12 protein-coding genes are annotated in these 23,051 nt (G+C 66.1%); 7 read left to right on the forward strand and 5 right to left on the reverse strand.

Annotated features, from left to right (window positions below):
- Positions 1-42: 42 nt before the first annotated feature.
- From ACODTW_RS22015 to ACODTW_RS22030, 4 genes are all read right to left on the reverse strand, one after another.
- Positions 43-435 carry a response regulator gene (locus ACODTW_RS22015; RefSeq protein WP_488948238.1) on the reverse strand — a complete coding sequence of 131 codons (393 nt, stop codon included), beginning with the start codon at positions 433-435 and terminating at the stop codon, positions 43-45.
- Positions 432-3,953 carry a PAS domain S-box protein gene (locus tag ACODTW_RS22020; protein ID WP_488948239.1) on the reverse strand — a complete coding sequence of 1,174 codons (3,522 nt, stop codon included), beginning with the start codon at positions 3,951-3,953 and terminating at the stop codon, positions 432-434. The genes ACODTW_RS22015 and ACODTW_RS22020 overlap by 4 nt, the downstream gene beginning before the upstream one ends.
- A 248-nt stretch (positions 3,954-4,201) precedes the next feature.
- Positions 4,202-4,393: a hypothetical protein gene (locus ACODTW_RS22025; protein WP_488948240.1), complete on the reverse strand. Its 192-nt coding sequence runs from the start codon at positions 4,391-4,393 to the stop codon at positions 4,202-4,204.
- Between the two features lie 92 nt (positions 4,394-4,485).
- Positions 4,486-4,983 (reverse strand): hypothetical protein, encoded by a 498-nt coding sequence (locus tag ACODTW_RS22030; RefSeq protein ID WP_488948241.1) that lies wholly within the window; start codon positions 4,981-4,983, stop codon positions 4,486-4,488.
- A 420-nt stretch (positions 4,984-5,403) separates the two neighbouring features.
- Here ACODTW_RS22030 and ACODTW_RS22035 point away from each other — a divergent pair, with 420 nt between their 5' ends.
- A complete protein-coding gene (locus tag ACODTW_RS22035; RefSeq protein ID WP_488948242.1) occupies positions 5,404-5,709 on the forward strand; it encodes a hypothetical protein in 306 nt (101 codons plus the stop codon).
- A gap of 189 nt (positions 5,710-5,898) precedes the next feature.
- On the opposite strand, the gene ACODTW_RS22040 is transcribed toward ACODTW_RS22035, so the two are convergent.
- Positions 5,899-6,603: a YjbF family lipoprotein gene (locus ACODTW_RS22040; protein ID WP_488948243.1), complete on the reverse strand. Its 705-nt coding sequence runs from the start codon at positions 6,601-6,603 to the stop codon at positions 5,899-5,901.
- 10 nt (positions 6,604-6,613) lie between these two features.
- Between ACODTW_RS22040 and ACODTW_RS22045 the strand changes: the two genes are divergently transcribed.
- The 6 genes from ACODTW_RS22045 (at position 6,614) to ACODTW_RS22070 (ending at position 23,036) form a co-directional block, all read left to right on the forward strand.
- On the forward strand, positions 6,614-9,577 hold the full coding sequence (locus ACODTW_RS22045; RefSeq protein WP_488948244.1) for an SLBB domain-containing protein: 2,964 nt from the start codon (positions 6,614-6,616) through the stop codon (positions 9,575-9,577).
- A 17-nt stretch (positions 9,578-9,594) separates the two neighbouring features.
- The gene (locus ACODTW_RS22050; protein ID WP_488948245.1) at positions 9,595-12,099 is read left to right on the forward strand and encodes a YjbH domain-containing protein; all 2,505 of its coding nucleotides are present in this window, start codon (positions 9,595-9,597) and stop codon (positions 12,097-12,099) included.
- 142 nt (positions 12,100-12,241) lie between these two features.
- Positions 12,242-13,204: a class I SAM-dependent methyltransferase gene (locus tag ACODTW_RS22055; protein WP_488948246.1), complete on the forward strand. Its 963-nt coding sequence runs from the start codon at positions 12,242-12,244 to the stop codon at positions 13,202-13,204.
- 33 nt (positions 13,205-13,237) lie between these two features.
- The gene (locus ACODTW_RS22060; protein ID WP_488948247.1) at positions 13,238-14,692 is read left to right on the forward strand and encodes a flippase; all 1,455 of its coding nucleotides are present in this window, start codon (positions 13,238-13,240) and stop codon (positions 14,690-14,692) included.
- A gap of 12 nt (positions 14,693-14,704) precedes the next feature.
- Positions 14,705-15,658: a glycosyltransferase family 2 protein gene (locus ACODTW_RS22065; protein ID WP_488948248.1), complete on the forward strand. Its 954-nt coding sequence runs from the start codon at positions 14,705-14,707 to the stop codon at positions 15,656-15,658.
- Between the two features lie 562 nt (positions 15,659-16,220).
- Positions 16,221-23,036, forward strand: a complete 6,816-nt coding sequence (locus ACODTW_RS22070) for a hypothetical protein (protein WP_488948249.1) — start codon at positions 16,221-16,223, stop codon at positions 23,034-23,036.
- Positions 23,037-23,051 lie beyond the last annotated feature (15 nt).

A 23,051-nucleotide genomic window follows, 5' to 3' on the forward strand; every position in this document is an offset into this window, starting at 1 on the left:
GGCGGCAGGAAGGTCTGACCGCCGGCCAGCCTTTCCCCGACCTCAACCCGCGTGGTGGCGTTCCCAGATGGCGCGGACCTGGCTGGCCAGCGTCATCGGCTCGAACGGCTTGGCGATGACGTCGATGACGCCCAGGGCACGGAATGCCTCCACTTCGCGTGGCTGCACCTTGGCTGTGATGAAGACGACGGGTATGGCGGCCGTTTCCGGATCGTCCTGCAGGGCGCGCAGGGTGGCGGGCCCGTCCATGACCGGCATCATCACGTCCAGCATGATCAGGTCGGGGCGAAAGCGTCTGGCCGTCTCCACCGCCTTGGTGCCGCTGTCGCACAGTTCGACGGTGAAATGCCCGATGCGGGTCAGTGCCAGATTGGTCACCGTGCGCAACATCTCCTCATCCTCGACATAGAGGATACGGTCCAGCGCAGGCATCATGATCGGGGCTCCACAGCGTCAGGCGGCCGGGTGACGTCTCCGGCCGGGGTCAGTCTTTGTATCAGGCCACGTATGGTTTGAACCAGTTCCTCGTTACGGACCCGCGACTTGATCAGGGTGGCCGCCACCTGCCGGTGCTGCACGGCGCCGGCGTCCGCGGCGGTGAAGACGACGATGGGCACGGGACCGCCCTGCGGATCGCGCAGATGCGCGATCACGTCCAGTCCGCAACCGTCCGGCATGTCGATATCGATGATGCCGACATCGAACGGGCCCGCACCGGCCTCGCGCAGCGCGTCCGCGACGGTCGCCGCCGTCACGACATCCGCCTGCTCGGACAGCAGATGGCGGACGACGGCCCTGATGTCGGCATCATCTTCGACATGCAGCAGGCGGGGGCGACGACCGTCGCGCGGCGTCACGGCCCGTTGCAGGGCCGTCACCAGCCGGCCTTCATGGATGGGCTTGGACAGCCAGTCGATGATGCCGATGGCCTCGCCTTCCACCGCGTCGCGTTCGGCGTCGCCCGTGGCCGTGACCACGATGACGGGCAGGTCGCGTGTTTCCGGATTGGCGCGGATGGCCCGGAACAGGGCCATGCCCGGCAGGTCCGGCAGGTTCAGGTCCAGGGTCATGGCCTGAAACGGCCGCTTTGCCAGCAGGTCCAGGGCATCGCCCGCCGTCGGCGCCAGCGTCGGCACGAATCCGGCCCGGCGCAGCAGCATGGACAGCAGCCGGCCGATATCGGGATCATCCTCGCAGACCAGGATCTGCGACGGGCCGGGCACCATCGCGCCGGCCATGGCGGGCACCGCGGCTGCTCCCGCCGCGCGCGGCAGATCGATATGGAAGCAGGTGCCCTGGCCGGGTTCGGTATCGAAGCCGATGCGGCCGCCATGGCGTTCCACGATCTCACGCGTGATGGCCAGCCCCAGGCCCGTGCCACCCCGGGCCCGGCTGTCGGAGCCGTCGGCCTGGGCGAAGCGCTGGAAGATGCGGTCGTGGAAGTCCGGATCGATGCCGATACCCCGGTCCGCCACGGATACGCGCACCATGCCGTTCGGGCGGTCTTCCACCGACAGGGTGACAGAGGCGCCGGCCGGGGAGAATTTCACGGCATTGCTGATCAGGTTGGTGAAGGCCTGGACGATGCGGTCGGCATCGACGGTGACGGTCGCATCGGTGCGGCTGTCCGCCGCCAGACCCGGCCCCGCCAGCAGACGCACGTCCGCGCGCTCTGCCAGCGCGGCATTGTCGCGTATCGTCTGTTCCAGCAGGTCGGCCAGCGCGCGCGGCGTCGTCTCGAACCGCATCTTGCCCGACGCGATCTTTTCGATATCCAGCAGGTCGTTGATCAGCCGGATCAGGCGCTCGGTGCTTTCCTGGGCGATATCGGTCAATTGGCGCGCTTCGGCCGGCAGGGGGCCGAACATGTCGGAATTGACCATGCCCAGCGACGCGCGGATGGCGGTCAGCGGCGTGCGCAGTTCGTGGCTGACCGTGGAAATGAATTCCGACTTCAGCCGGTCCATCTCCTTCAGATGCGCAATGTCATTGGCGATCCCCAGGAAGCCCTGGATCTCCCCATTGCCATCGCGGATGGCCGTGACCGACAGCAGCACGGGGACATGGCGGCCGTCGCGCGTGACATAGGTCCATTCGCGCTGGTCCGGCTTGCCGTCGCGTGCGCGGTGGACGAAGACTTCGAACGGGTCCGGCACGGGCTTGCCGCGCGCCGCGACCAGCTTGGCCAGCGCCTCCGCCACTTCCCCCTTCTCATGGAACAGCTTGGGCGTCTCCCGACCGATCAGCTCCTCTGCCCGGTAGCCCAGCATCCGTTCGGCCCCGCGGTTGAAGGCCCGGATGGTGCCGTCGGGAGCGGTCGCGACGATGGCATTGTCGGCGCTGTCGACGATGGCCTGCAATTCCGCCGTCAGGCGGCGCATCTCATTCTCTGCCTGTTTGCGGGCCGTGATCACCTCGGTGAACATGACGATGCCGCCGATGGAGCCGTCGACATCATGCCAGGGATGGATTTCCCACCGGACCCAGTTGACGGACCCGTCGGCCCGGACAAAGCGGTCTTCGTCGGCGGCGGCGCGTTCCCCCATCAGGCAGCGGCGGTGAATGGCGCGCCAGCGCTCGTCGATCTCCGGAAAGACGTCGTAATGCGACAGGCCGGTGATATCGCGGTCGCCCAGCCCGTAATCCTTCAGCCAGCGCCGGCTGACCGCGACATAGCGCATCTGGTTGTCCAGCATGGCGATGGCGGTGGGCGCGTGGCGGATGAACAGATCCAGCAGATGCTCGCGCCGGCGCAGGGTTTCGGCCAGGGACTGTCCGGCCAGATGCACGGCGCGGAAAGCCGAGGCTGCCCGCGCCAGGTCCCCCACCTCGTCCCCGCGGGAAATGTCCGGCATGTCCATGTCGGTCTGCCCGCGCGCGATCTGCTCGAATACGGAGGTCAGCTGTCCCAGCGGCCGCAGCACGCGCCAATGCACGATCAGCAGGGCGGCCGCGCCGATGACCATGACCAGCATGCACAGCATGACGCCCCGCGTCACTTCGGCCATGGCCGCCTGCGCCAGATCGCGGGCACGCAGTTCCGTCACCTGCAGCGACGCGGCCTGGACGGCCATCATCGCCTCCACCCCCGTGGTGGCGATGGCGAACCATTCCTCCGCCAGCATCGGGTCGCGCTGGCCCGCCAGCACGCGTTCCATGGCGCGGCGGCGCTGTGGTTCGACGCGGTTGGCCAGCAGACTGTCGGCGGCCCCCACGGCCAGACGCACCGGGGCCATGCCCCCGTCGCTCTGCGCGGCCAGCTGGCGCACATTCTCCCAGGCCAGGTTGAACCGGGTCTCCGCTTCGGCAAGCCCGGCCTGGCTGCCGGGATCGGAACCGCGGATCAGGGCACCGGCCAGCAGGGCGCGGACGCGGCCCGCCTGCTCCATGGCGGCCCAGGCGGCGTTGCGCAGCGGCGTCTGGGCCGCGATATCGGCATCCTTGATGGGGGCGCTGTCGATGAGGGCCTGATTGATCAGACGGACCTGATCGATGACGCCGGTCATGCTGCCGAACCAGCGTTCGGCCAGGCCCGCCGGTCGCTGTTCCGGGCTCAGCAGCAAGGCCGCGTCCACCTCTGCCCGAAGCCGGGTCAGGGTGCGACGGACGGGAGCGATGGCCGACAGCAGCGTGTCGCTGCCCTGGGGTGCCGCGACGGGTTGCCGAAGCTGGGTTTCCAGCTGGTTCAGCCGGTCGTCGGTCCGGCGTCGGATGTCACCAAGGCTGAACAGCCGGTTGCTGCGCGGGAGCATCAGCAGCACATAGGTGCTGCCCCGTTCCATGGCCATCGCACTGCCGATCTCCACCAGCCGGCCATTGGCCTGATCGGCAGCCAGATAGCGCTCGGCGGCCTGCTTGCCCTCCCAGTCTTCCGACAGGTCGATCATGGCAAGCGCCACCAGGGCGCCGGCCATCACAAGCAGCAGCAGGGGAATCAATACGCGCAGACGCATCGCCGGCTGTTTCCGCTTGGCAGGCAAAAAAGGGGGGCCGCCCGTGCAGACACCCGCCCCATTGCCCCGACGATGACGCAATCAAAGCGCGCAGGCCAGTCCCAAGCGGCCATCCTATCCCAAAGCACTTCGCCACGGGCGGGACGCCGCCGTATCACCGGTCATGAATCATGACCGGTGATCAGGATTCATGACCCTCAGGCGTCGGGCGTCGCCGTACCATCTGTCGTGATTCAGGACAGATGGTATTATTCCAGATAGCCGTCCACTTCGGCGGCGGCGCGTTCCAGCGGCCAGTTCAGACGTTCGATGATCTCGTCGATTGCATCTTCGGGCGACAGCGATCCGCGTCCCACCCGTTCCAGGATGGCGTCCAGGACGGCCTCCTCCTTCGGGCTGGGGCGTCCATAGGGCTTCAAAATCTCAAGAATGCTGCTCATCGCGCTTGTCGGTTCCCGATGCCGGTGCCGGGCATGCCGGCGGATGGCGCAGATTATACGGTTGCGCCGGGAATTGGCTAGGAAGTTCGGGGTCAGGGGCTGCCCAGGTCCATCAGGTCCGGTGCCTCCTCCGCCAGTCGTCGGGAAAGGGCCTCCACCCGCGCCAGCAGACCATCCTCCAGCCGGGCGGCCACCTCCGTCTCCTCCCGCAGTTCGATCAGGCGCTTCATCCAGCGCTGAAGCACGAACCGGGTACCGATGGGCATGTGGCCGATATTGTCGACCATCCGCTTCAGCCGGGGTTCGACGGCCACCAGCTGCAGGGTCCACAGGCCGGTTGTAAGATGGGAGAGTTGTTCTTCCACCTGCATGCGCCGTTCATGGTCCAGCCGGGTGGTATTGGCCTCCAGCACCGAGATGAAGGCGGCCACGGCTTCGAAGGCGGGGCCCAATTCCTTGAATTGTTTCAAGGCGGTGGTGACGTCGGGCGGCGGGGCCAGGGCCTCGCAGCGGCTGCGCAGCCGGCCCAGATCCTCCTGCAGAAGCGACAGTTGCAGGCGGATGGTCCGGTCGTCGGCGGGTTTCTGCATTTGGATAAGTACCTCCGCCGAAAGGTATAAACCGAATCGCCGGTCTGTTCAGCGCCGAAATTGCATTGGGCTCTTCATGATCCTTGATCAATATTGGTGGCCGCGGATCGCACCCCTGTTGCCGCTCCGCAGTTGCAGCGCGGCAACTATGACGATTTTGCGGTAACGCGCCCGGCTGCTCCCGTCATCCGCCCGTGGACCATGCTGACGGACAAGGTTTCCACACCCCCAAATTCTTTACGTGTTATCAATGGGTTGTGGAGAAATATCGCCGCTGGCTCCGGCGCCGTCGGTCCGCGGCCGGGCTGCCGTCGGCCGGGCCGCAGCGATTTTCGGCGGGCTTGAACGTAAGAAGCCTCTCGCAACGCGAAAAAGAAGTGGTATAAGGCACAACAGTCCAACCTCTGGGGAATTTACCAAATGAAAAAGGAACTCCTGGCCCTGACGTTTGCGGTCGCCCTGGCAGTCGTGCCGGGTATGGCCAATGCGCAGAGCACTTCCGCCCCGGCCGCCGCCCCGGCTGCCACGGGCAGCGCTGCGGGTGCTGGCGCTTCCGGTGTCGCCCTGGGTTCCCTGGGCACTGTCGCTGTTGTTGGCGCCGTTGCCGTTGCCGGCATCGTGGCGGCCGCTTCTGGCGGTGGTGACGAAGAAGTCGTCAATCCGGGTCCCGGCCCCGGCACGCAGACCACGCCGACCTCGACCAGCACGACCACCAGCTCTCGCTGAGTCGCGCGTTAGGGTTCGCACCAAGAGGCTGTGGACTTATTGGACGTTCAAAAGGGCCCCCGGCATCGTCGGGGGCCCTTTTCATTTGCATTGTCCCTCAGGTGCCGGGCGGGCGCATCCGCGCCCTTGGCTTGCGGCGCATGGGCGCCGGGCCGGCGGTCGCCGACCTTGGGGTATTCGCACTGTCCCTCAGCCGGCGGGCTTGGTGATCTCGATATTCACCGGTTCGGTCCGGTCATGGATGTGCTGACGGGATTTCCAGCAGAAGCCGGTTTCCGCCTCGATCCAGTAATCATTCTCCCAGGGCTTCAGGCCGCCGGCTGTCACCTGCTCACGCAGGTGGGTCAGGGTCACGGGCCGGTCCAGAATCGTCACCGTTTCCGTTCCCATCAGTGTGACCCGGCCCTTCACCGGCAGCTCGAACAGGCCCGCCGCCTGGATATCGACATGGCGCACCCAGTCCTTGCCCACCAGATCGCGCAGATCGGGCACCCTGTCGCCGACGAAGCGGGTCCGCGACAGGTCGCCGGGCAGGCCCACGGTCTGCACCAGGAACGGGCCGCGCGTCACCAGCACCTGGCGTGACTGGCTATAATAATAATGTGCCCCATTTTGGCCGATTTCACCCAACACCATGAAGGCCTTGTTGCCACCTTCCAGCCAGGCCAGGATCGACGCATAGGGCAGTTCGTCCGCTTGCGCGCGGGTCACCGGTGCATCGCCACCAAAGCCGCCGACCGCCGCCACAGTTGCCCAATAAGGAGATTCGGTGTTAACCAGGGCACATCCAGGCAGGATGCCGGCTGGCAACGTGCTGGCAGCGAGAAGGCCCAGACAGCGGCGGCGGCTCATGCGCGCCTGTTCGTCTCTGGGGTCGCAACTGGGAAGAGTCATGGAGAACTCGATGCGTCGTGTGTTCAGGGAAGCCGTCGCCGGACGGCGCCTGCGGTCCGGTCTAGCATGGGCAGCCCTGCTTGTCAGTGCCGCGATGCCCGCCTGGGCTCAGACCATCGAACTGCCGGACGGTGTTGTCGACCTGCAGCGCCTGCAGGGGCAGCGCGGTAACGCCGACGGCTCCTATATGTCCCCCAGCACGCTGGATCGGGCCCGGACGGGCCGGAACGACGGGACCCAGGGGCTGGACGGGCGCGGCAGCACCAATGATCGGTTCGATGTGCGCGACCCGGCGGACGACCTGTCGGGCCAGCCGTCGCGGACGGCGCGCCAGCCCTCGTCGCTGGAACAGCAATATGCGCTGCGCACGGGCCGCAAGCTGGAGCAGATCGGCTATGACTGGCGCAACGAGACGCGGCTTCTGTCCCCCGGCCTGCTGAACGGCGCCGTACCCGACGATTATGTCCTGGGCATCGGCGACGAGCTGGTGGTGACCCTGCGCGGCCAGGTCAACAGCACCATCGCCGTGCGTGTGGACCGCGAGGGGCGCATCGTGCTGCCGAACATGGCACCGGTGCCGGCCGCCGGGCGCCGCTTCGATGATTTCCGCTCCGACCTGTCGGCGCAGGCGCAGGCGGCCTTCCTGCAGACCGATATCTTCGTGTCGGTCGGATCCGTGCGGTCCATCGGCGTCCTGGTCACAGGCGAGGTGAAGTCGCCCGGTCGCTATACGCTGACCAGCTTCTCCAGCCTGATCGACGCCCTGGGCCAGGCCGAGGGCGTGCGCAAGTCGGGCAGCCTGCGCCATGTGAAGATCAAGCGCTTCGGCAAGCCGGACCAGACGGTCGATCTTTATGACGTGTTCCTGGGCGGGGGCAGCGTCGGCGATCTGCGCCTGTCGGATGGCGACCAGATCAACGTCCCCTCCATCGGCGAGACGGTGGCGGTGGAAGGCGATGTCATCCGTCCCGGCATCTATGAACTGCGCGCCGGCCAGACGACGGTCGACGCCGTGTTGAAGCTGGCCGGCGGGGCACAGCGCGCCCGCGGCAACCGCATCGAGATTCTGCGTCTGGACAAGTCCGGCCGTGACCAGACCCTGGGCAATCAGGGCGACAGTGCCAAGGTGATGGCCAGCGATGTGATCCGGGTGGAGCTGCCGCGCGATGCCGTGGCCCTGGAAGGTGCCACGCAGCGGCCGGGCGGCCGGGGTCTGGGTCAGGCCAAGACCCTGCGCGATCTGCTGAACGAACCCTATGTGCTGACCGCCAACCCCTATCTGCCGCTGGCGGTGATCGATACCGAGGATCCGCAGACCCGGCAGCGCAAGTTCGTGCCCGTCGACCTGCAGCGCGTGCTGGACGGCAGCATGAATGTCAACCTGCGCGAACGCGACCGGGTGATCTTCCTGTCGCAGAATGATATCCGCTATCTGGGCTCGGCCGACGTGCAGGCGGTGCTGCGCGGGGAACAGCCGCCCAGCCTGAAGCTGGCCGTCGACAACCGCCTGTCGGCCGAAAGGCTGGCCACGGGCGGGGTGGGCGAGGCAGCCCTGACCCAGGGTACTGCCAATGCCGGCAGCCGGACCGCCAGGGCTGCCGCCGCGCGCGGCGCCGGTGCCGATCCGTCGGCGACCGGACAGCCGGCACCCCGCGGCAGCAGCGAGGATTGGAATGGCCGGCGCGAGCGTCTGGAGGACCTGGATCTCTATGGCCGCGATCTGGCCGACAGTTCCGCGCCCCGGCGCCTGATCGGCACCTATCCCGATGCGTCGGCGCCCGGCGGCGTGCGCCTGATCGAATCCGAAATCGAATGCGGCGGCCTGCAGACACTGGCGGCGCTGGCGTCGGAAGGGTTGCAGCAACGCTATGCCGTGGCCCTGCGCTCCGGCGCCCGCCGTGCCGCGGACACGGCCGTGATCGACGTGCGGGCCTGTCCGCGCGTCTTCCACCGCCATCCCGACCTGCTGCCCTTCCTGTTGGAATATGCCGTGTCGCTTGAAGGCGAGGTGCGCGCACCCGGCGTCTATCCCGTCGTGCCCGGCGCCAAGGCCGAAAGCCTGCTGCGCGCCGTCGGCGGCGTGACCCTGGATGCCGATGGCGACGCCGTGGAGATGACGGGCAGCGACGGCAAGCGCGTGTCCGACATGTCGCTGCGCCAGTTGTCGCAGAGCACGCTTAATCCCGGTGACGTGATCCGTGTCGCCAGCCGCGTGTCCCAGCGCGAGGTCGGCGTGATTCGGGTCAGCGGCGAGGTGGTGCGGCCGGGCCGTTACGATATCCGGCGCGGGGAGCGTCTGTCGGAACTGCTGAAACGTGTCGATGGTCTGACGCCGGAAGCCTACCCCTATGGCGCCGTGTTCACCCGCGATCGCGTGCGGCTGGCGGAGGAGGCGGGCTATCGCCGTGCCGCCCTGGAACTGGAACAGTCGATCCCCAGCGTTCTGGCCCAGGCCGCGGGCAGCGAAGCGGAGCAGGCGCGTCAGGCGCTGCCCTTCCTGCAAGGGCTGATCAACAGCCTGCGCAGCACGCGGGCCGTGGGCCGCGTGGTGGTGGAGGTCGACCCCACCGTGCTGTCGGCCCGTCCGGAACTGGATTTCGTGTTGGAGCCGGGCGACGAACTGATCATCCCCAAGCGTCCGTCGCATGTGACCGTGTCGGGCGAGGTGCTGAACCCCAGCTCCGTCATGTTCAAGAGCGGGCTGACCGCGCGCGACTATATCCGCATGTCGGGCGGCGAGACGCCGGCGGCCGAGGCATCCAACGCCTTCGTCATCTATCCCAACGGGGAGTCGGAGCCGCTGCGGCTGGGCCGCTTCAGCGATGGCAGCGTGCCGATCCCGCCGGGCTCGACGATCGTCATGCCGCGTGATCCGCAGCCGTTCAACTTCCTGACCACCACCCGCACGGTCGTGTCACTGTTGAGCGATCTGGCCCTGTCGGCGGCGTCGCTGGCCGTGATCTCCCGTAACTGATGGAATGGACGCGGATTGTGAGCAGGCAGCGTTTCGGGACGACGGCAACGGCCGCCCTGGCCCTGGCCGCGTTGGCGGCTCCCGTGGCGCATGGCCAGGAAAATCCATTCCTGCCCTGGCGCCCGCCGGAATCGGTCAATGATTTCGGCGGCACGGGACTGTTCCAGACGCCCATCGCACGGGCGGCGGAAGACGGGCAGGCCTATGCCGGCTTCACCTATGTCTGGCCCTATTCGCGCTATTTCATCACGGTGCAGGGGCTGCCCTGGCTGGAAGCGACGCTGCGTTACACCAGCGTCGCCAACCGCTATTACGGCCCGATCGATTTTTCGGGCACGCAGTCGTACAAGGACCGCGGCATCGACGTGAAGGTCCGTCTGGTCAAGGGCGATGCCACCTGGCCCAATATCGCCGTCGGTCTGCGTGACATTGCCGGAACCGGTCTTTTCGGGTCCGAATATATCGTTGCCGATCAAAGCTTCGGCGATTTCGACGTCTCGCTGGGCATGGGCTGGGGCAACATGGGATCGGCGGGGCATTTCCGCAATCCGTTCAGCCTGATCTCCAAAAAGTTCGACAATCGCAGCGGCAGCTACACGGCCGGCGGCGGTGCCCTGTCCACGGATTTCTTCCGGGGCCGGAACGTCGCCTTGTTCGGTGGTGTCAGCTGGCAGACGCCGCTGGATGGGCTGCGCCTGAAGCTGGAATATGATCCCAACGACTATCAGCACGAACCCCTGGAAAACCAGCTGAAACAGGACCTGCCGATCAATGTCGGCCTGGACTACAAGCCCTGGGACTGGCTGCAGGTGGGAACGGCACTGGAGCGGGGTAACCGCGCCATGGTTCGTTTCGTGATGACATCGAATTTCCACACGGCCAAGGGACCGGGCAAGATTGATGCGCCGCCACCGCCGCTGATGCAGTCGGCGTCGGTGCCGGCAACGGCCGTGGGGCCCACCCCGGCACCGGTCCCCGCCGCGGGCGGGGAAGAGGCGGTGCGTACGGGCCTGGGTCGGCAGGCGGCCCTGGACGGGCTGGCGCTGCAGCATTTCGGCCGCATCGGCGGGGAGATCCAGATCACGGTCGCCGGGTCGCCCCTGCGCGACGGCAATGCCGTCGCCTATGATCTGGCCCACCGTGCCGTGGAACTGGCCCCCGATTTCACCGGCAAGGTCCGCGTCACCCGCGTGGAATATAACCTGCCCTGGATGGTCTTCACCTATGACGCGGCGAGCCTGCGCGCGGGCGCGCCCCTGCCGGTTTCCCAGGCGCCCAAGGCGCCGGCCAGGGACCGGGGGCAGCCGCCGGCCGAGGCGGTGCGCAAGGAACTGGGCGAGCAGCTGAAGAAGCAGGGCTTCTTCCTGCAGGCCGCCGATTACCGGTCGCCGAAAGTGACGATTTTTGTCGGCAACGGCCGTTACCGGCAGACGCCCAAGGCCATCGGCCGCGCGGCCCGGACGGCGGCCGGCGTGCTGCCGGGCGATTATCAGGAGATCGAGGTCGTCTTTGTCGATAATGGCATGGAGATGCTGTCGGCCACGATCTATCGCTCGGACCTGGAACAGGCGCTGTCACCGCATGGCGGGTCGATCGAGGAAGCCTGGTTGCGCACGCGCATTGAACGGCCGACCATGAGCATGGACGAGGCGAGCCATCCGGAGCCGGCGCGTTTCCCGGGCTTCGGCTGGAACATCCGCCCGGCCTTCCGCCAGACGCTGGGCCGGCCCGAATCCTTCATCCTCTATCAGGCCTGGGTCCGCGTGAATGGCAGCGTCGTTCTGGCGCCCGGCCTGAACGTGTCCGGCGGCGTCGGCATCGATGTCGATAATAATTTCGACAAGATGCGCATCCCGTCCGACAGTCTGCTGCCGCATGTCCGGTCCGACATCAAGAACTACCTGCAGGAGGGGACAACCGCGATGACCCACCTGCAGGCCGACTATACCCGCCGCATCGCCACCGACACCTATGCCCGCGTCTATGGCGGGTATCTGGAGGAGATGTTCGGCGGTGTGGGCAGCGAAGTCCTGTACAAGCCGTTCGGCAGTGACTGGGCCATCGGCCTGGACGTGGCCTGGGCCAAGCAGCGCGACTATAACCAATGGTTCAAGTTCCGGGACTATGATGTCGTGACCGGTCACCTGACCGGCTACTATCATTACGAACCGATGGGGGTTGACGCCCGGCTGAAGGTCGGTCGCTATCTGGCCGGCGACAAGGGGGCCACCCTCGAATTGTCGCGGACCTTCGACAGCGGGATTACCGTTGGTGCCTTTGCCACCGTCACCGATGTCTCTGCGAAGGAGTTCGGGGAGGGTCGCTTCGATAAGGGCATCTATTTTGTCATTCCGCTGGATAATCTCTATGTGAAATCGACGCGGGGCAGCCTGGGCTGGCTCTGGCGGCCGCTGACGCGCGATGGCGGCCAGACCTTGAGCAACCGCCGCGCGCTGATCGGCCAGCTGGAGACGGCTGACGGGTCGAAGCTGCGGCGTGACTGGAATCTGCTATTGGATTGATCGGCGTGTTTTGCCGTCTGCTATCTGGAACATTGTAATGGCACTGAGCGAGAATTGGCCTGAGACCGACCTGGAAGTCCTTGGCGCGTGTCCGGTCTGCACGTCGTCGTCGCGCGAGTGCCTTCTGACGGGCCTTCACGATATGGCGTTCCTGGTGGCGCCGGGGCGGTGGACCCTGTGGCGCTGCGGCGCCTGCGGCTGCGCCTATCTTGACCCGCGCCCGGATGCCGCCTCCATCGTGCGGGCCTATGAGCGCTACTACACGCATGATGACGAGCGCATGGATGGTCTGGTGCCGACGGGGCGTCTGGATCTGCGCACGCGGGTGACGGTGGGCTTGCGCAATTCCTGGCTGTCGCGGCGCTATGGCGTGCGGCTGGGCGGGGCCTGGCCCCTGGGCTGGCTGCTGGCCGGCCTGTTCGCGGAGCGCCGCCGCCGCGTGGATTACCTGATCAGGCAGGTCCCGCCGACCGGTGGCCGGGAGCGGACCCTGCTTGATGCTGGCTGCGGCAGCGGCTATTTCGTCAAGGTGGCCCAGCAGCTGGGCTACAAGGCGGTGGGGCTGGATTTCGACAGCGCCGCGGTGGCACAGGGCCGGGCCGCCGGCCTGGATATCCGCCAGGGCGCCCTGCCGGGCACGGGCCTGTCCCCGGCGAGCTTCGATTACATCACCGTCTCCCATGTGCTGGAGCATCTGCACGACCCTGTGGGCGCCCTGCGGGAGTTCATGGAACTGCTGAAGCCGGGCGGATGCCTCTGGATCACCCAGCCCAATCTGGGGTCCTGCGGCTTCAGGGAGTTCGGGGGGGCCTGGCGCGGGCTGGAACCGCCCCGTCATCTGACGCTGTTCGATGCGCCGGGGCTGATGCAGCTGCTGGGTTCGCTGGGTTATGCCGACATCACGCTGGAACAGGCTGTGCCGGTGGCGGAATTCTATTACCGGCAAAGCCTGAGCCAGAAGCTTGGGTTCGATCCCTATGCGCCGGGCCCGACGCCCGGCTGGGATGCGCAATGGGCCGCCAAGGTCGCCGCTGCCGACCGGGCCGCCGCCGCCGATCCCGCCCTTTCTGAAAATCTGACGATCCGCGCGTGGAAGCCGGCGTGATCCGGCTATCCTTGCGACGGGTGGGGTGAAATCTTGTCGGAATCCGGTCTTAAGAAGAATTTCATCTTCACTGTCGTCGGCATGGCCGTGCCGGTGCTTGTCTCGCTGCTGACCATCCCGCTGTACATCCGGTCGATCGGCGAGGAACGCTATGGCGTGCTGTCCATCGTCTGGCTGCTGCTGGGCTATTTCGGCTTTCTGGACATGGGCCTGTCGCGCGCGTCGGCCAACGCCCTGGCGCGTCTGCGCGATGCCGGGGTGGAAGAGCGGCGGCGCGTCTTCTCCACCTCGCTCTATCTCAACCTCGCCATGGGCGTGGTCGGCGGGCTGCTGATCTTCACGGCCGGCGGCTACATGTTCCGGACGCATTTCAATCTGTCGCCCGCCCTGTGGGAGGAGCTGCGCACAGGCATGCCCTGGGTGGCGGCCATGCTGCCCATGGCCCTGCTGACGGGGGTCGCCTATGGCGTGCTGGAATCGCGGGAGCGGTTCCTGGCCGTCAACCTGATGCAGATGACGGGATCGGCCGCGGGCCAGGTCATTCCGGCCCTGTGCGCGGTCTATGTCGACAACAGCCTGGCCACGGTCATTCCCGTGGCCTTCGCGGTGCGGTTTCTGACCGCTGTCCAGGTGTTCTGGCATCTGGGCCGGACGGAGAAGCTGGGCTTTGGCGGCTTTGACCGGACCTGGGGCCGGGAGCTGTTCCGGTATGGTGCGTGGGTCAGCGTCACCAACATTGTCGGGCCGATCCTCACCTCGCTCGACCAGTTCCTGATCGGGTCGAAGCTGGGGCCTGCCGCCGTGTCGCATTACTCGATCCCCATGAATCTGATGACCCGGGTCCAGATCATCGCCGCGGCGCTGTCGCGGGCGGTGTTTCCCCGCCTGTCCCGCTATGGCGGGGAGGAGGCGCGCGATCTGGCCGAACGTGCCATCACCTCCCTGGCCTTCCTGTTCGGGGCGGCCTGCATCGTCACGCTGTTTATCGTGAAGCCCTTCCTGACCCTGTGGATTTCCGCGGAATTCGCGGCCATCGCGGCGCCGATCGCCCTGATTCTGCTGTCCGGTGCCTGGATCAATGGGCTGGCCTTCGTGGCCCTGTCGCTGTTGCAGGGGCGCGGCCGGCCCGACCTGTCGGCGAAGCTGCACCTGATGGAGCTGTTGCCCTTCGTCCTGGTGCTGTGGTTCCTGATCGACCGTTTCGGGCTGGCGGGGGCCGCGACGGCGTGGGTGCTGCGCGTGACGGCCGATGCGCTGCTGATGTTCCATCTGGCGGGGCTGCACTGGCGGCGCCTGCTGCCGCTGCTGCCGGCCGCGGTTCTGCTGGTGGTGGCGCAACTTGTTGCAGGCTACGTCCCGCTCGACACCGTAACGTCCGTCATCATCGGCGTGATCGCCGGGACGGTGATGCTGGTGACGGGGCTGCTGCTGGATGCCGGATTGCGTGACGGCGCGCAGATGGTGCTGCGGCGCCTGCGCCGGATATGAGGGATGGGCGTGGTGAAGATTGATGTGTTGCTGGCGACCTATAACGGGGAACGCTATCTGCCCGCCCAGCTGGCCTCCCTGGCGGCGCAGACGAATGAGAGTTTCCGCATCCTGGCCCGTGATGACGGGTCCGGCGACGGTACGCTGGCCCTGCTGCGGCAATGGCAGGAGCGCCATCCCGGCCGGATGGAGATTGTGCCGACCGACAGCCCCACCGGGTCGGCATCGGGCAATTTCGGTTGTCTGATGGCGGCCAGCGACGCCGACTACATCCTGTTTGCCGATCAGGATGATATCTGGCATCGGGAAAAGGTGGAGCGGACGGTGGCCGCGCTGATGGCGGCCGAGGCAGGGCAGGGGACGCGTGACCGCCCCGTCATGGCGGTCTGTGATCTGGCGGGCATCGATGGTGACGGCGCCCCGCTGTTTCCAAGTTTCCGCAACCGCCAGGGCATGGACATGGCGCGGGACCTGCGCCTGCCGCGGCTGTTGCTTCACAATGTCGTGACCGGTTGCGCCATGGGGGTCAACCGGGCCTGCCTGACGCGCGCCTTGCCGATCCCCGCCGAAGCCTACATGCACGACTGGTGGCTGGCGCTGGTCTGCGCCGCCCTGGGCGACATCCATGTCATGCCCGAGGCGCTGATCGATTACCGGCTGCACAGCGCCAACGTTATCGGAGCGCAACGACCCAGCCTTTGGGCGTCCTTCACCCGATCCATGCGCCGCCTTGACCCGCGGGCGAACCGGGATCGCTATCGCGCCTGGCTGACCCGGCTCCATGCCCAGGCGGCGGTCCTTGCCGCCCGCAGCGCCCCGACCCTGTCCCCTGCGGAGGCGGCCACATTGCAGGCCTTCGTGACCCTGCGCGACCGCCCCTGGCCGGTCCGGGTGGCGATTGCAGTGCGGTATGGATTCCGTCTGCCGCTGCCGTGGCAGACCCTGGGGCTGTTCCTCCGGCTGTGAAAGGCGCCGCGTCGACGGTCTTTTCGCCGCGTCGCCAGAATCACCTGCGCGTCATCGCGCGCTATGACGGGAACCGGCCGATTCTGCCGGTGTGCCGTTTCGGACCGGGCAAGTGGGCAGCTTTTGCCTAACAGTGTTGCATTTGTGCCAGGAAGTGGCGGCTTTTCCGTAAATCATTAAAAAACAATATGTTAGCCAGACGTCTTAATCAAATTTATCTGCACAGCGAACCCATGTTAAAGAGTTAGTGAACTTTTTCCGCCCCCCATTGGATTCCCTTCGCATTTGCTGCTTGCATCGTACGGGTAGCTCGCATAAAGAACCTAACGACGCATAACTTGTGAGGAGCGTTTCAGGGGCATGGTGTGGCCGAGCAAAATGTCTTCAGTCAGCTTTTTGCCTGTGCGTGCCGCCCCGTTTTCGGCGGATGCCAACGTTTTTACCAACCCTTTGCGGGCGGATTCCCGTCTGCAAATAGGCTCTTTGGCTCGCCGCATGCCATTTTCCTCAAACGATCCTAACATCGGTTAAGCGCGACCAAGCCTACCCACGGAGATCTTAGATGGCTGCTCCCTCTCCTCTCGTTTTTAACGAAACCTACTACCTGGCGCACAATACGGATGTCGCCGCTGCCGTGCAGGCTGGCGCGTACACGTCCGGTCTGGCGCACTGGCAGGCCTTTGGGCAGTTCGAGGACCGGCCTGCCACGCCCTATTTCGACTGGCAGGTTTATCGCGACAACAACCCGGATCTGGTTGAGGCTGGCCTGACCACGAAGGCGGACCTGACCGCGCACTTCAACAATTACGGCTATGCCGAAGCCCGCCTGTTCCTGCCCACGACCCTGTTCAACGCCGAAATCTACGCGGCGCAGAACCCGGATCTGGGGGCTGCCGGGATCACCAGCGCCGTTGATCTGGAGATGCACTTCCTGCGCAGCGGCCGTTACGAAGGCCGTATCGCGGTTGCTGGCTTCGACCCGGTCGCCTACATCAACGCCAACGCCGACCTGAAGGCCGTTCTGAACGCCGGCGGCACGCTGGGTGGCTTCGGTCTGGCCGACATTTCCAAGGCTGGCTGGTTCCACTACCTGAACTGGGGCATCACCGAGGGCCGTACGGTCCCGACCCCGAATCCGACGGTTGGCATCGCCGCCGCTTCCGCCACCGTGGCGGAAGGCACGGCGCAGACCTTCACCGTCACCCTGTCGGTGCCGCTGCTGACGGACACGACCTACACGTTCAACGTGACGGGCGACACCAAGGGCGGCGCCCTGAACGCCGCCTCGGCCGGTGACTTCACCGCCGTGACCGGCACTGTCACCATCCCGGCCGGCTCGACCAGCGCCACCTTCACCGTCACGGCCACGGCCGATGGCGTGACGGAAGGCCTGGAAGGCTACAAGGTCACGCTGTTCGACAGCAGCCTGAACACGGTCCAGACCAGCGCCGTCGTCGGTATCACCGACAGCGCCGCGCCGATCACTTCGCAGACCTTCACGCTGACCACCGGCGCCGATGCCGGCACGGGCTTCAGTGGCAACACCGCCAACGACAGCTTCATCGCTTCGTTCAACTTCACCGGCGCTGGCGTGGACAACACCTCCACGACCCTGACGGCTGGTGACAACCTGAACGGCGCTGGTGGTACCGACACGCTGTCGATCACCGTTTCGGGTTCGTCGGGCACGGGTTCCGTGACCCCGACCCTGACCGGTATCGAAAAGGTGCTGGTGAGCACGTCCGCCGCGTCGGGCTCGACTGCCACGTTCGACCTGTCGCTGACCGACAGCTCGCTGACCAATGTCGGCGTGACCTCGTCCGTCAATTCGGGCTCCTCGGTCACCTTCTCGGGCCTGAACAAGCTGGTCGCCGTTGAGGAGAAGGGTGCGGGCAACCTGACCGTGAACTTCGCCGCTGGCGTTGTTTCCGGTACGGGCGACAGCCTGGCGCTGACGCTGAACGGCGTTGGTACTGCCGCCACGGGTCTGGCCACCTTCGATACCAACGGTATCGAAACGCTGAACGTCACCACCGCTTCGGGCGCTTCCTACCTGAAGCTGGGTGCTGGCGCCTCCTCCGGCATCAGCACCGTCAATGTGACGGGCGCTCAGACCGTTTACCTGGACCTGGGTGCGAGCAGCGGCGTGGGCGCCGTCAACGCTTCGGGCTCCACGGCCGCCATCACCGTGACGGACATCAATGCCGACAAGATCACCCTGACGGGCGGCGCCGGCAACGACACGTTCGACTTCACGGCTGGCAACAGCGGCTTCAACGCGTCGGGCACGGGCACGGGCATCCAGGACGTGGTCGCGGGTGGTTCGGGCACGGACACGCTGCTGATCAACTCCAACGCCACGCTGGCCGACGCCGCCTTCACGAACGTCACGTCCGTTGAAGTGCTGAAGGTTGCCTCCGGCTCCGGTTCGGGCATCACCCTGGATGCCAAGGCTCTGGCCGCCGGCATCACCACGGTGACCGAGACGGGTTCGGGCAAGCTGGATCTGACTGTTGGCACCGGCTACACCGGTACGCTGACCGTCAATCTGTCGGGCGGTGCTTCGGCGACCGACTCGATCGTTCTGACGGCTTCGGGCACCACCAATCTGGTTGTGAACGCCTCCGCTGGCGCCTTCGCCAACGGCAACACGATCACCATCACCGGCTCCACGGGCACCGGCACGACCGATACCCTGGTTCTGACGGCCAATGGTTCGTCGGGCACCGGCAGCTCGGGCGCCGTTCTGGGTTCTACCGTCACGAACCTGGACACGATCACGATCGCCACGGGTTCCACGGCCACCGCTGGCGTGTTCCTGGACCTGGATGCTGCCAACGTGGCTTCCGGCAAGACCCTGACGATCAACGCCTCGGCTCTGGCCTCGGGCGCTGCCTTCATCGTCGATGGTGGCGACATCATCTCCACGGCGAAGTTGGCCGTGACCGGTGGCGCTGGTAATGACAGCATCACGGGTGGTGCGGGCGCTGACACCCTGCTGGGTGGCGCTGGCAACGACACGATCGATGCTTCCACGGGCGGCAATGACAGCCTGGCTGGCGGTGACGGCAACGACACCTTCAACCTGGGCACCAGCCTGACCTCTGGCGACACGATCGACGGCGGTTCGGGTACCGACACGCTGGTCATCACCAGCACGGGCGTCACCTCGGCCGATCTGGCCAATGTGACGAACGTCGAGAACCTGGTGTTCTCGGGCGACGCCACCCTGTCCTCCCCGATCCAGTTCTCCTCGTTCGACCTGAGCCAGTCCGCCTCGGGCAACGTGCTGACGCTGGCTTCCGGCTACACGGGCGCCACCACGGTGACCCTGGGTTCCGGCGACACCGTCAACAACACGGGCGCCAAGGTTGACCTGACCGTCAACATGACGACGTCCGGTTATGGCACGGGCGGTACGGTGGTCATTGCTGGCGCTGCGGGCACGGGCACGGGCTCGTCCAACACCGTCATCCTGAACCTGACGACCACGTCCGGCTTCACCGGCACCAACACCCTGGCGTCCGGCAGCTTCATCGACAAGATCGTCGTGGTTGACGCTGGCGATGCCTCCTCGGGCACGGGTGTGGCGGGCAGCGATGCCAAGATCACCGTCGGCAGCAACTACAACAACTCGCTGATCATCGACGCTTCCTCGCTGGATGCCGGCACGATCACCTCGGGCACCGGCAATGCCGACTTCGAGAATCTGACGGTCGATGCTTCCAACCTGACCGGCAGCTACACGCTGACGGCCACGGGTGGCGCGGGTCACGACACGATCACGGGTGGTTCCGGCAACGACACCGTCCTGGGCGGCGCCGGCAACGACGTCATCGATGGCGGTAACGGCAATGACAGCCTGGTCGGCGATGCCGGCGACGACACGATCGGCGGCGGTTCCGGCTTCGATTATGTCAGCGGCGGCGACGGCAATGACAGCTTCATGTTCACGACCGAATTCGACGGCAACGACACCGTTGCGGGCGGCTCGGGCAATGACACGCTGTCGATCGAGCAGGGTGCTGACGGCGTTGGCGACCTGGACTTCCTGAACCTGACCAGCGTCGAGACGCTGAGCATCGGTACGGGCGCTGGCACCGTCACGCTGGATACCCGCGCTCAGGCGGCGGGCATCACCGCGGTGAAGGTTGCCACGGGTGGCACCAACGTTACCGTGAACGCGGCTGGCTTCACCTCGGCGGTGGCTTTCACGGCCACGGGCCAGACGGGCAACCTCGCCCTGACGGGTGGCGCTGGCAATGACAGCTTCACCTTCGACAGCTCGGGTCTGAATACCAGCGACACGGTTGTCGGTGGTTCGGGTACGGACACCATCTACCTGTCCAACGGCACCACCTCCGGCGGTACGGCTGTGACGGCGACGATCGGTGCCGGCATCTCGGGCATCGAGTCCATCGTCGTCACTGACGGCGCGACCGGCACGGGCAGCGCTGGCTCGGTCGGCCTGACCATCGACACCGGCTATACCGGCTCCGGCCTGACCATCAACGCCTCGGCGTTGAATGGCACCGGCGAAACCCTGACCTTCACCAACAGCGGCAGCAAGTCCGTCACCGTCACGGGTGGCGCTGCCAATGACAGCATCACCGGTGGTTCGGCTGCCGATCTGCTGTCGGGTGGTTCGGGCGTCGACCAGATCGCGGGCGCTGCTGGCAACGACACGATCGACGGTGGTGCTGGCAACGACTTCCTCTCCGGTGGTGCGGGCATCGACCTGCTGACGGGCGGCGCTGGCAATGACCAGTTCTGGTTCGCCAGCGGCGACAACAACAGCACGGGTGCGGACGTCATCGCTGACTTCGCTTCCGGCGACGTGATCATCCTGACCCAGACGGTCGGTACCGGTACGGGTGGGATTACGTCGGGTGCGATCGACACCACCTACAAGGGTGCTGCCGGCAGCTACTCCGAGGCTCTGTCGCTGCTGACCGGCACGACCGGTGCCCATATTGGCCAGTATGTCTACATCACCGGCAGCAATCAGCTGGTCATTGATGTCGACGGTAACGGCCTGATCCAGGGCAACGACCTGTACGTCACCCTGTCCGGTGCCACCGGAATCGATACGGCGGCGGTTGCCATCCGCACCACCGTCGACTCTGGCGTCACGGGCAGCTACTCCATCTTCGGCGGCGCGTCTGCCTATGATGTGGTGACGCAGTCCGGCACCGGTTCGCTGACCCTGTCGGGCGTCGACACCTACACGGGTGACAACGCCACTGGTACGGTGACCCTGAGCGGTTCGGGCGTGACCTTCAACGTCACCGACAGCGGCAACCTGGTCCTGACGGCGACGTCCGGTGCGGACACGGTCAACCTGTCCGGTAGCGCTGTGACGATCACCGGCGGTTCGGGTAGCGATACCCTGAACATCACCGGCACCTCGACCGGTGTCTCGGTGGCGGGCGTTGAAACCCTCACCGTGAGCAGCGGTGTGACCGGTGCTGTGGCCTTCGGTTCCGGCGAGACGGGCGCGATCACGGTCGCTTCCGGTGGTGTGTTGACGGTTACCGGCGCTGCCGGTGCTGAAGTGTTCAACCTGACGACCGGCAATGCCGGTACCCTGTCCTTCGTCGATACGGCTGGCGGCCTGACCGTCTCCGGTACGACCGGCAATGACAGTGTTACTCTGGCCGGCACCGGCACGGGGCAGACGGTTGATGGTGGTTCGGGCAACGACACGCTGACGATCACCGCCAATGCGACGGGTACCTTCAGCGGTGGTGCGGGTTCGGGTGACACGATCGCCCTGACCACGGGCACGGCCATCAGCTTCACGCTGGCGGGTGTTGAGACCGTTACGATCGCCTCCGGTGTCACCGGTGCGGTTACCTTCGGTTCCGGCGAAACCGGTGCGATCACCGCGGCCTCCGGCGGCGCGCTGACCGTCTCCGGCGCGGCTGGCGCTGAAGTCATCAACCTGTCGACCGGCAACGCTGCCGCTGTGACTGTGACCGATGTGGCTGGCGGCATCACCGTCTCCGGCAACACCGGTGACGACAGCATCACCCTGTCGGGTACGGGTACGGGTCAGAGCATCGTTGGTGGTTCGGGTAACGACACCCTGACGGTTGCGGTTGCTGCCTCCGGCTCCTTCGACGGTGGCACCGGCACGAACGACACCATCGTTCTGGGTGCTTCCTCCGCCGCCGCCAGCTTCTCGCTGACGGGTGTGGAGACGGTGACGGCTTCCGGTACCGGCGGTACCGTGTCGCTGGCTTCCGGTGGTTCGACCACGGTCACGGTCGCTGCTGGCGCCAGCCTGACCATCTCCGGTGCCGCTGGCGCCGAGACGGTTACCCTGGGTACCGGCAACAGCACTGGCCTGACGGTTGTCGATACGGCTGGCGGTCTGACGGTTTCCGGTACGACGGGTGCTGACACCCTGACGATCGGTGCCGGCTCGACCATCACCTTCGTCGATAACAGCGGCGCCCTGACCCTGGCCGGCACCACCGGCACGGAGACGGTCACGCTGAGCGGCACCTCCGCTTCGGTCTCGATCAGCGACAGCAGCGGCCTGTTCACCCTGACGGGTACGACGGGTGCTGATACGGTCACCTTCTCGGGCAGCTCCGCCAACGCTTCCGGCAGCTTCTCGCTGGATAGCGGCAACGACAGCCTGACCATCACCGGCACCGCCGCCAGCAAGGTGACGGTTGACGGTGGTGCAGGTACCGACACGCTGACCTTCGGTGCCACCGGTCTGACCGGCACGGTGTCGAATGTCGAGACGATCTCCGGTTCGTCCGGCGTCGACACCCTGGTGTTGAGCAGCACCGGTTCCGACGTCATCTCGCTGACCAGCGGTTCGGCCACCGGCGTCACCACGCTGTTCCACTCCAACCTGGGTTCGGGCGATGTCATCGACCTGACCACCACGGGTGGTGCGGATACGGTGGTGTTCGGCAGCGGCTTCACCGGTTCGGGCACGACGGGTGTGACGGTTAGCAACTTCGACGCCGGCGCTTCGTCCGACGTGCTGAACTTCGCTGACATCGTCACCGGCACGGGTGTGAACCTGACCGTCGGTACCCTGGGTGGTTCCGTTGCCGACACGTCCGTCGGCACCAGCGGCGTCATCCTGATGACCGGTTCGGACACGATCAGCAACACCAACTTCGTGACGACGGCTGGTACCAACGGCCAGATCGTGGTGGGTGATGACAACCCGTTCATCGTCCTGGTGGCGACGGACAACTCCGACACCTCGATCAATGTCTACCTGGTCGACAAGGACCTGGATGGCACGAACAGCAGCGTGTCGGCCGCGGACGTCCGCCTGATCGGCACGATCAACCTGCTGGCTGGTGACAACATCAGCTCTCTGGTCGCCGGTAACTTCGTCCTCTAATGTCCGCTCGCAAGA

It is taken from the genome of Niveispirillum sp. FG148, assembly GCF_057809655.1.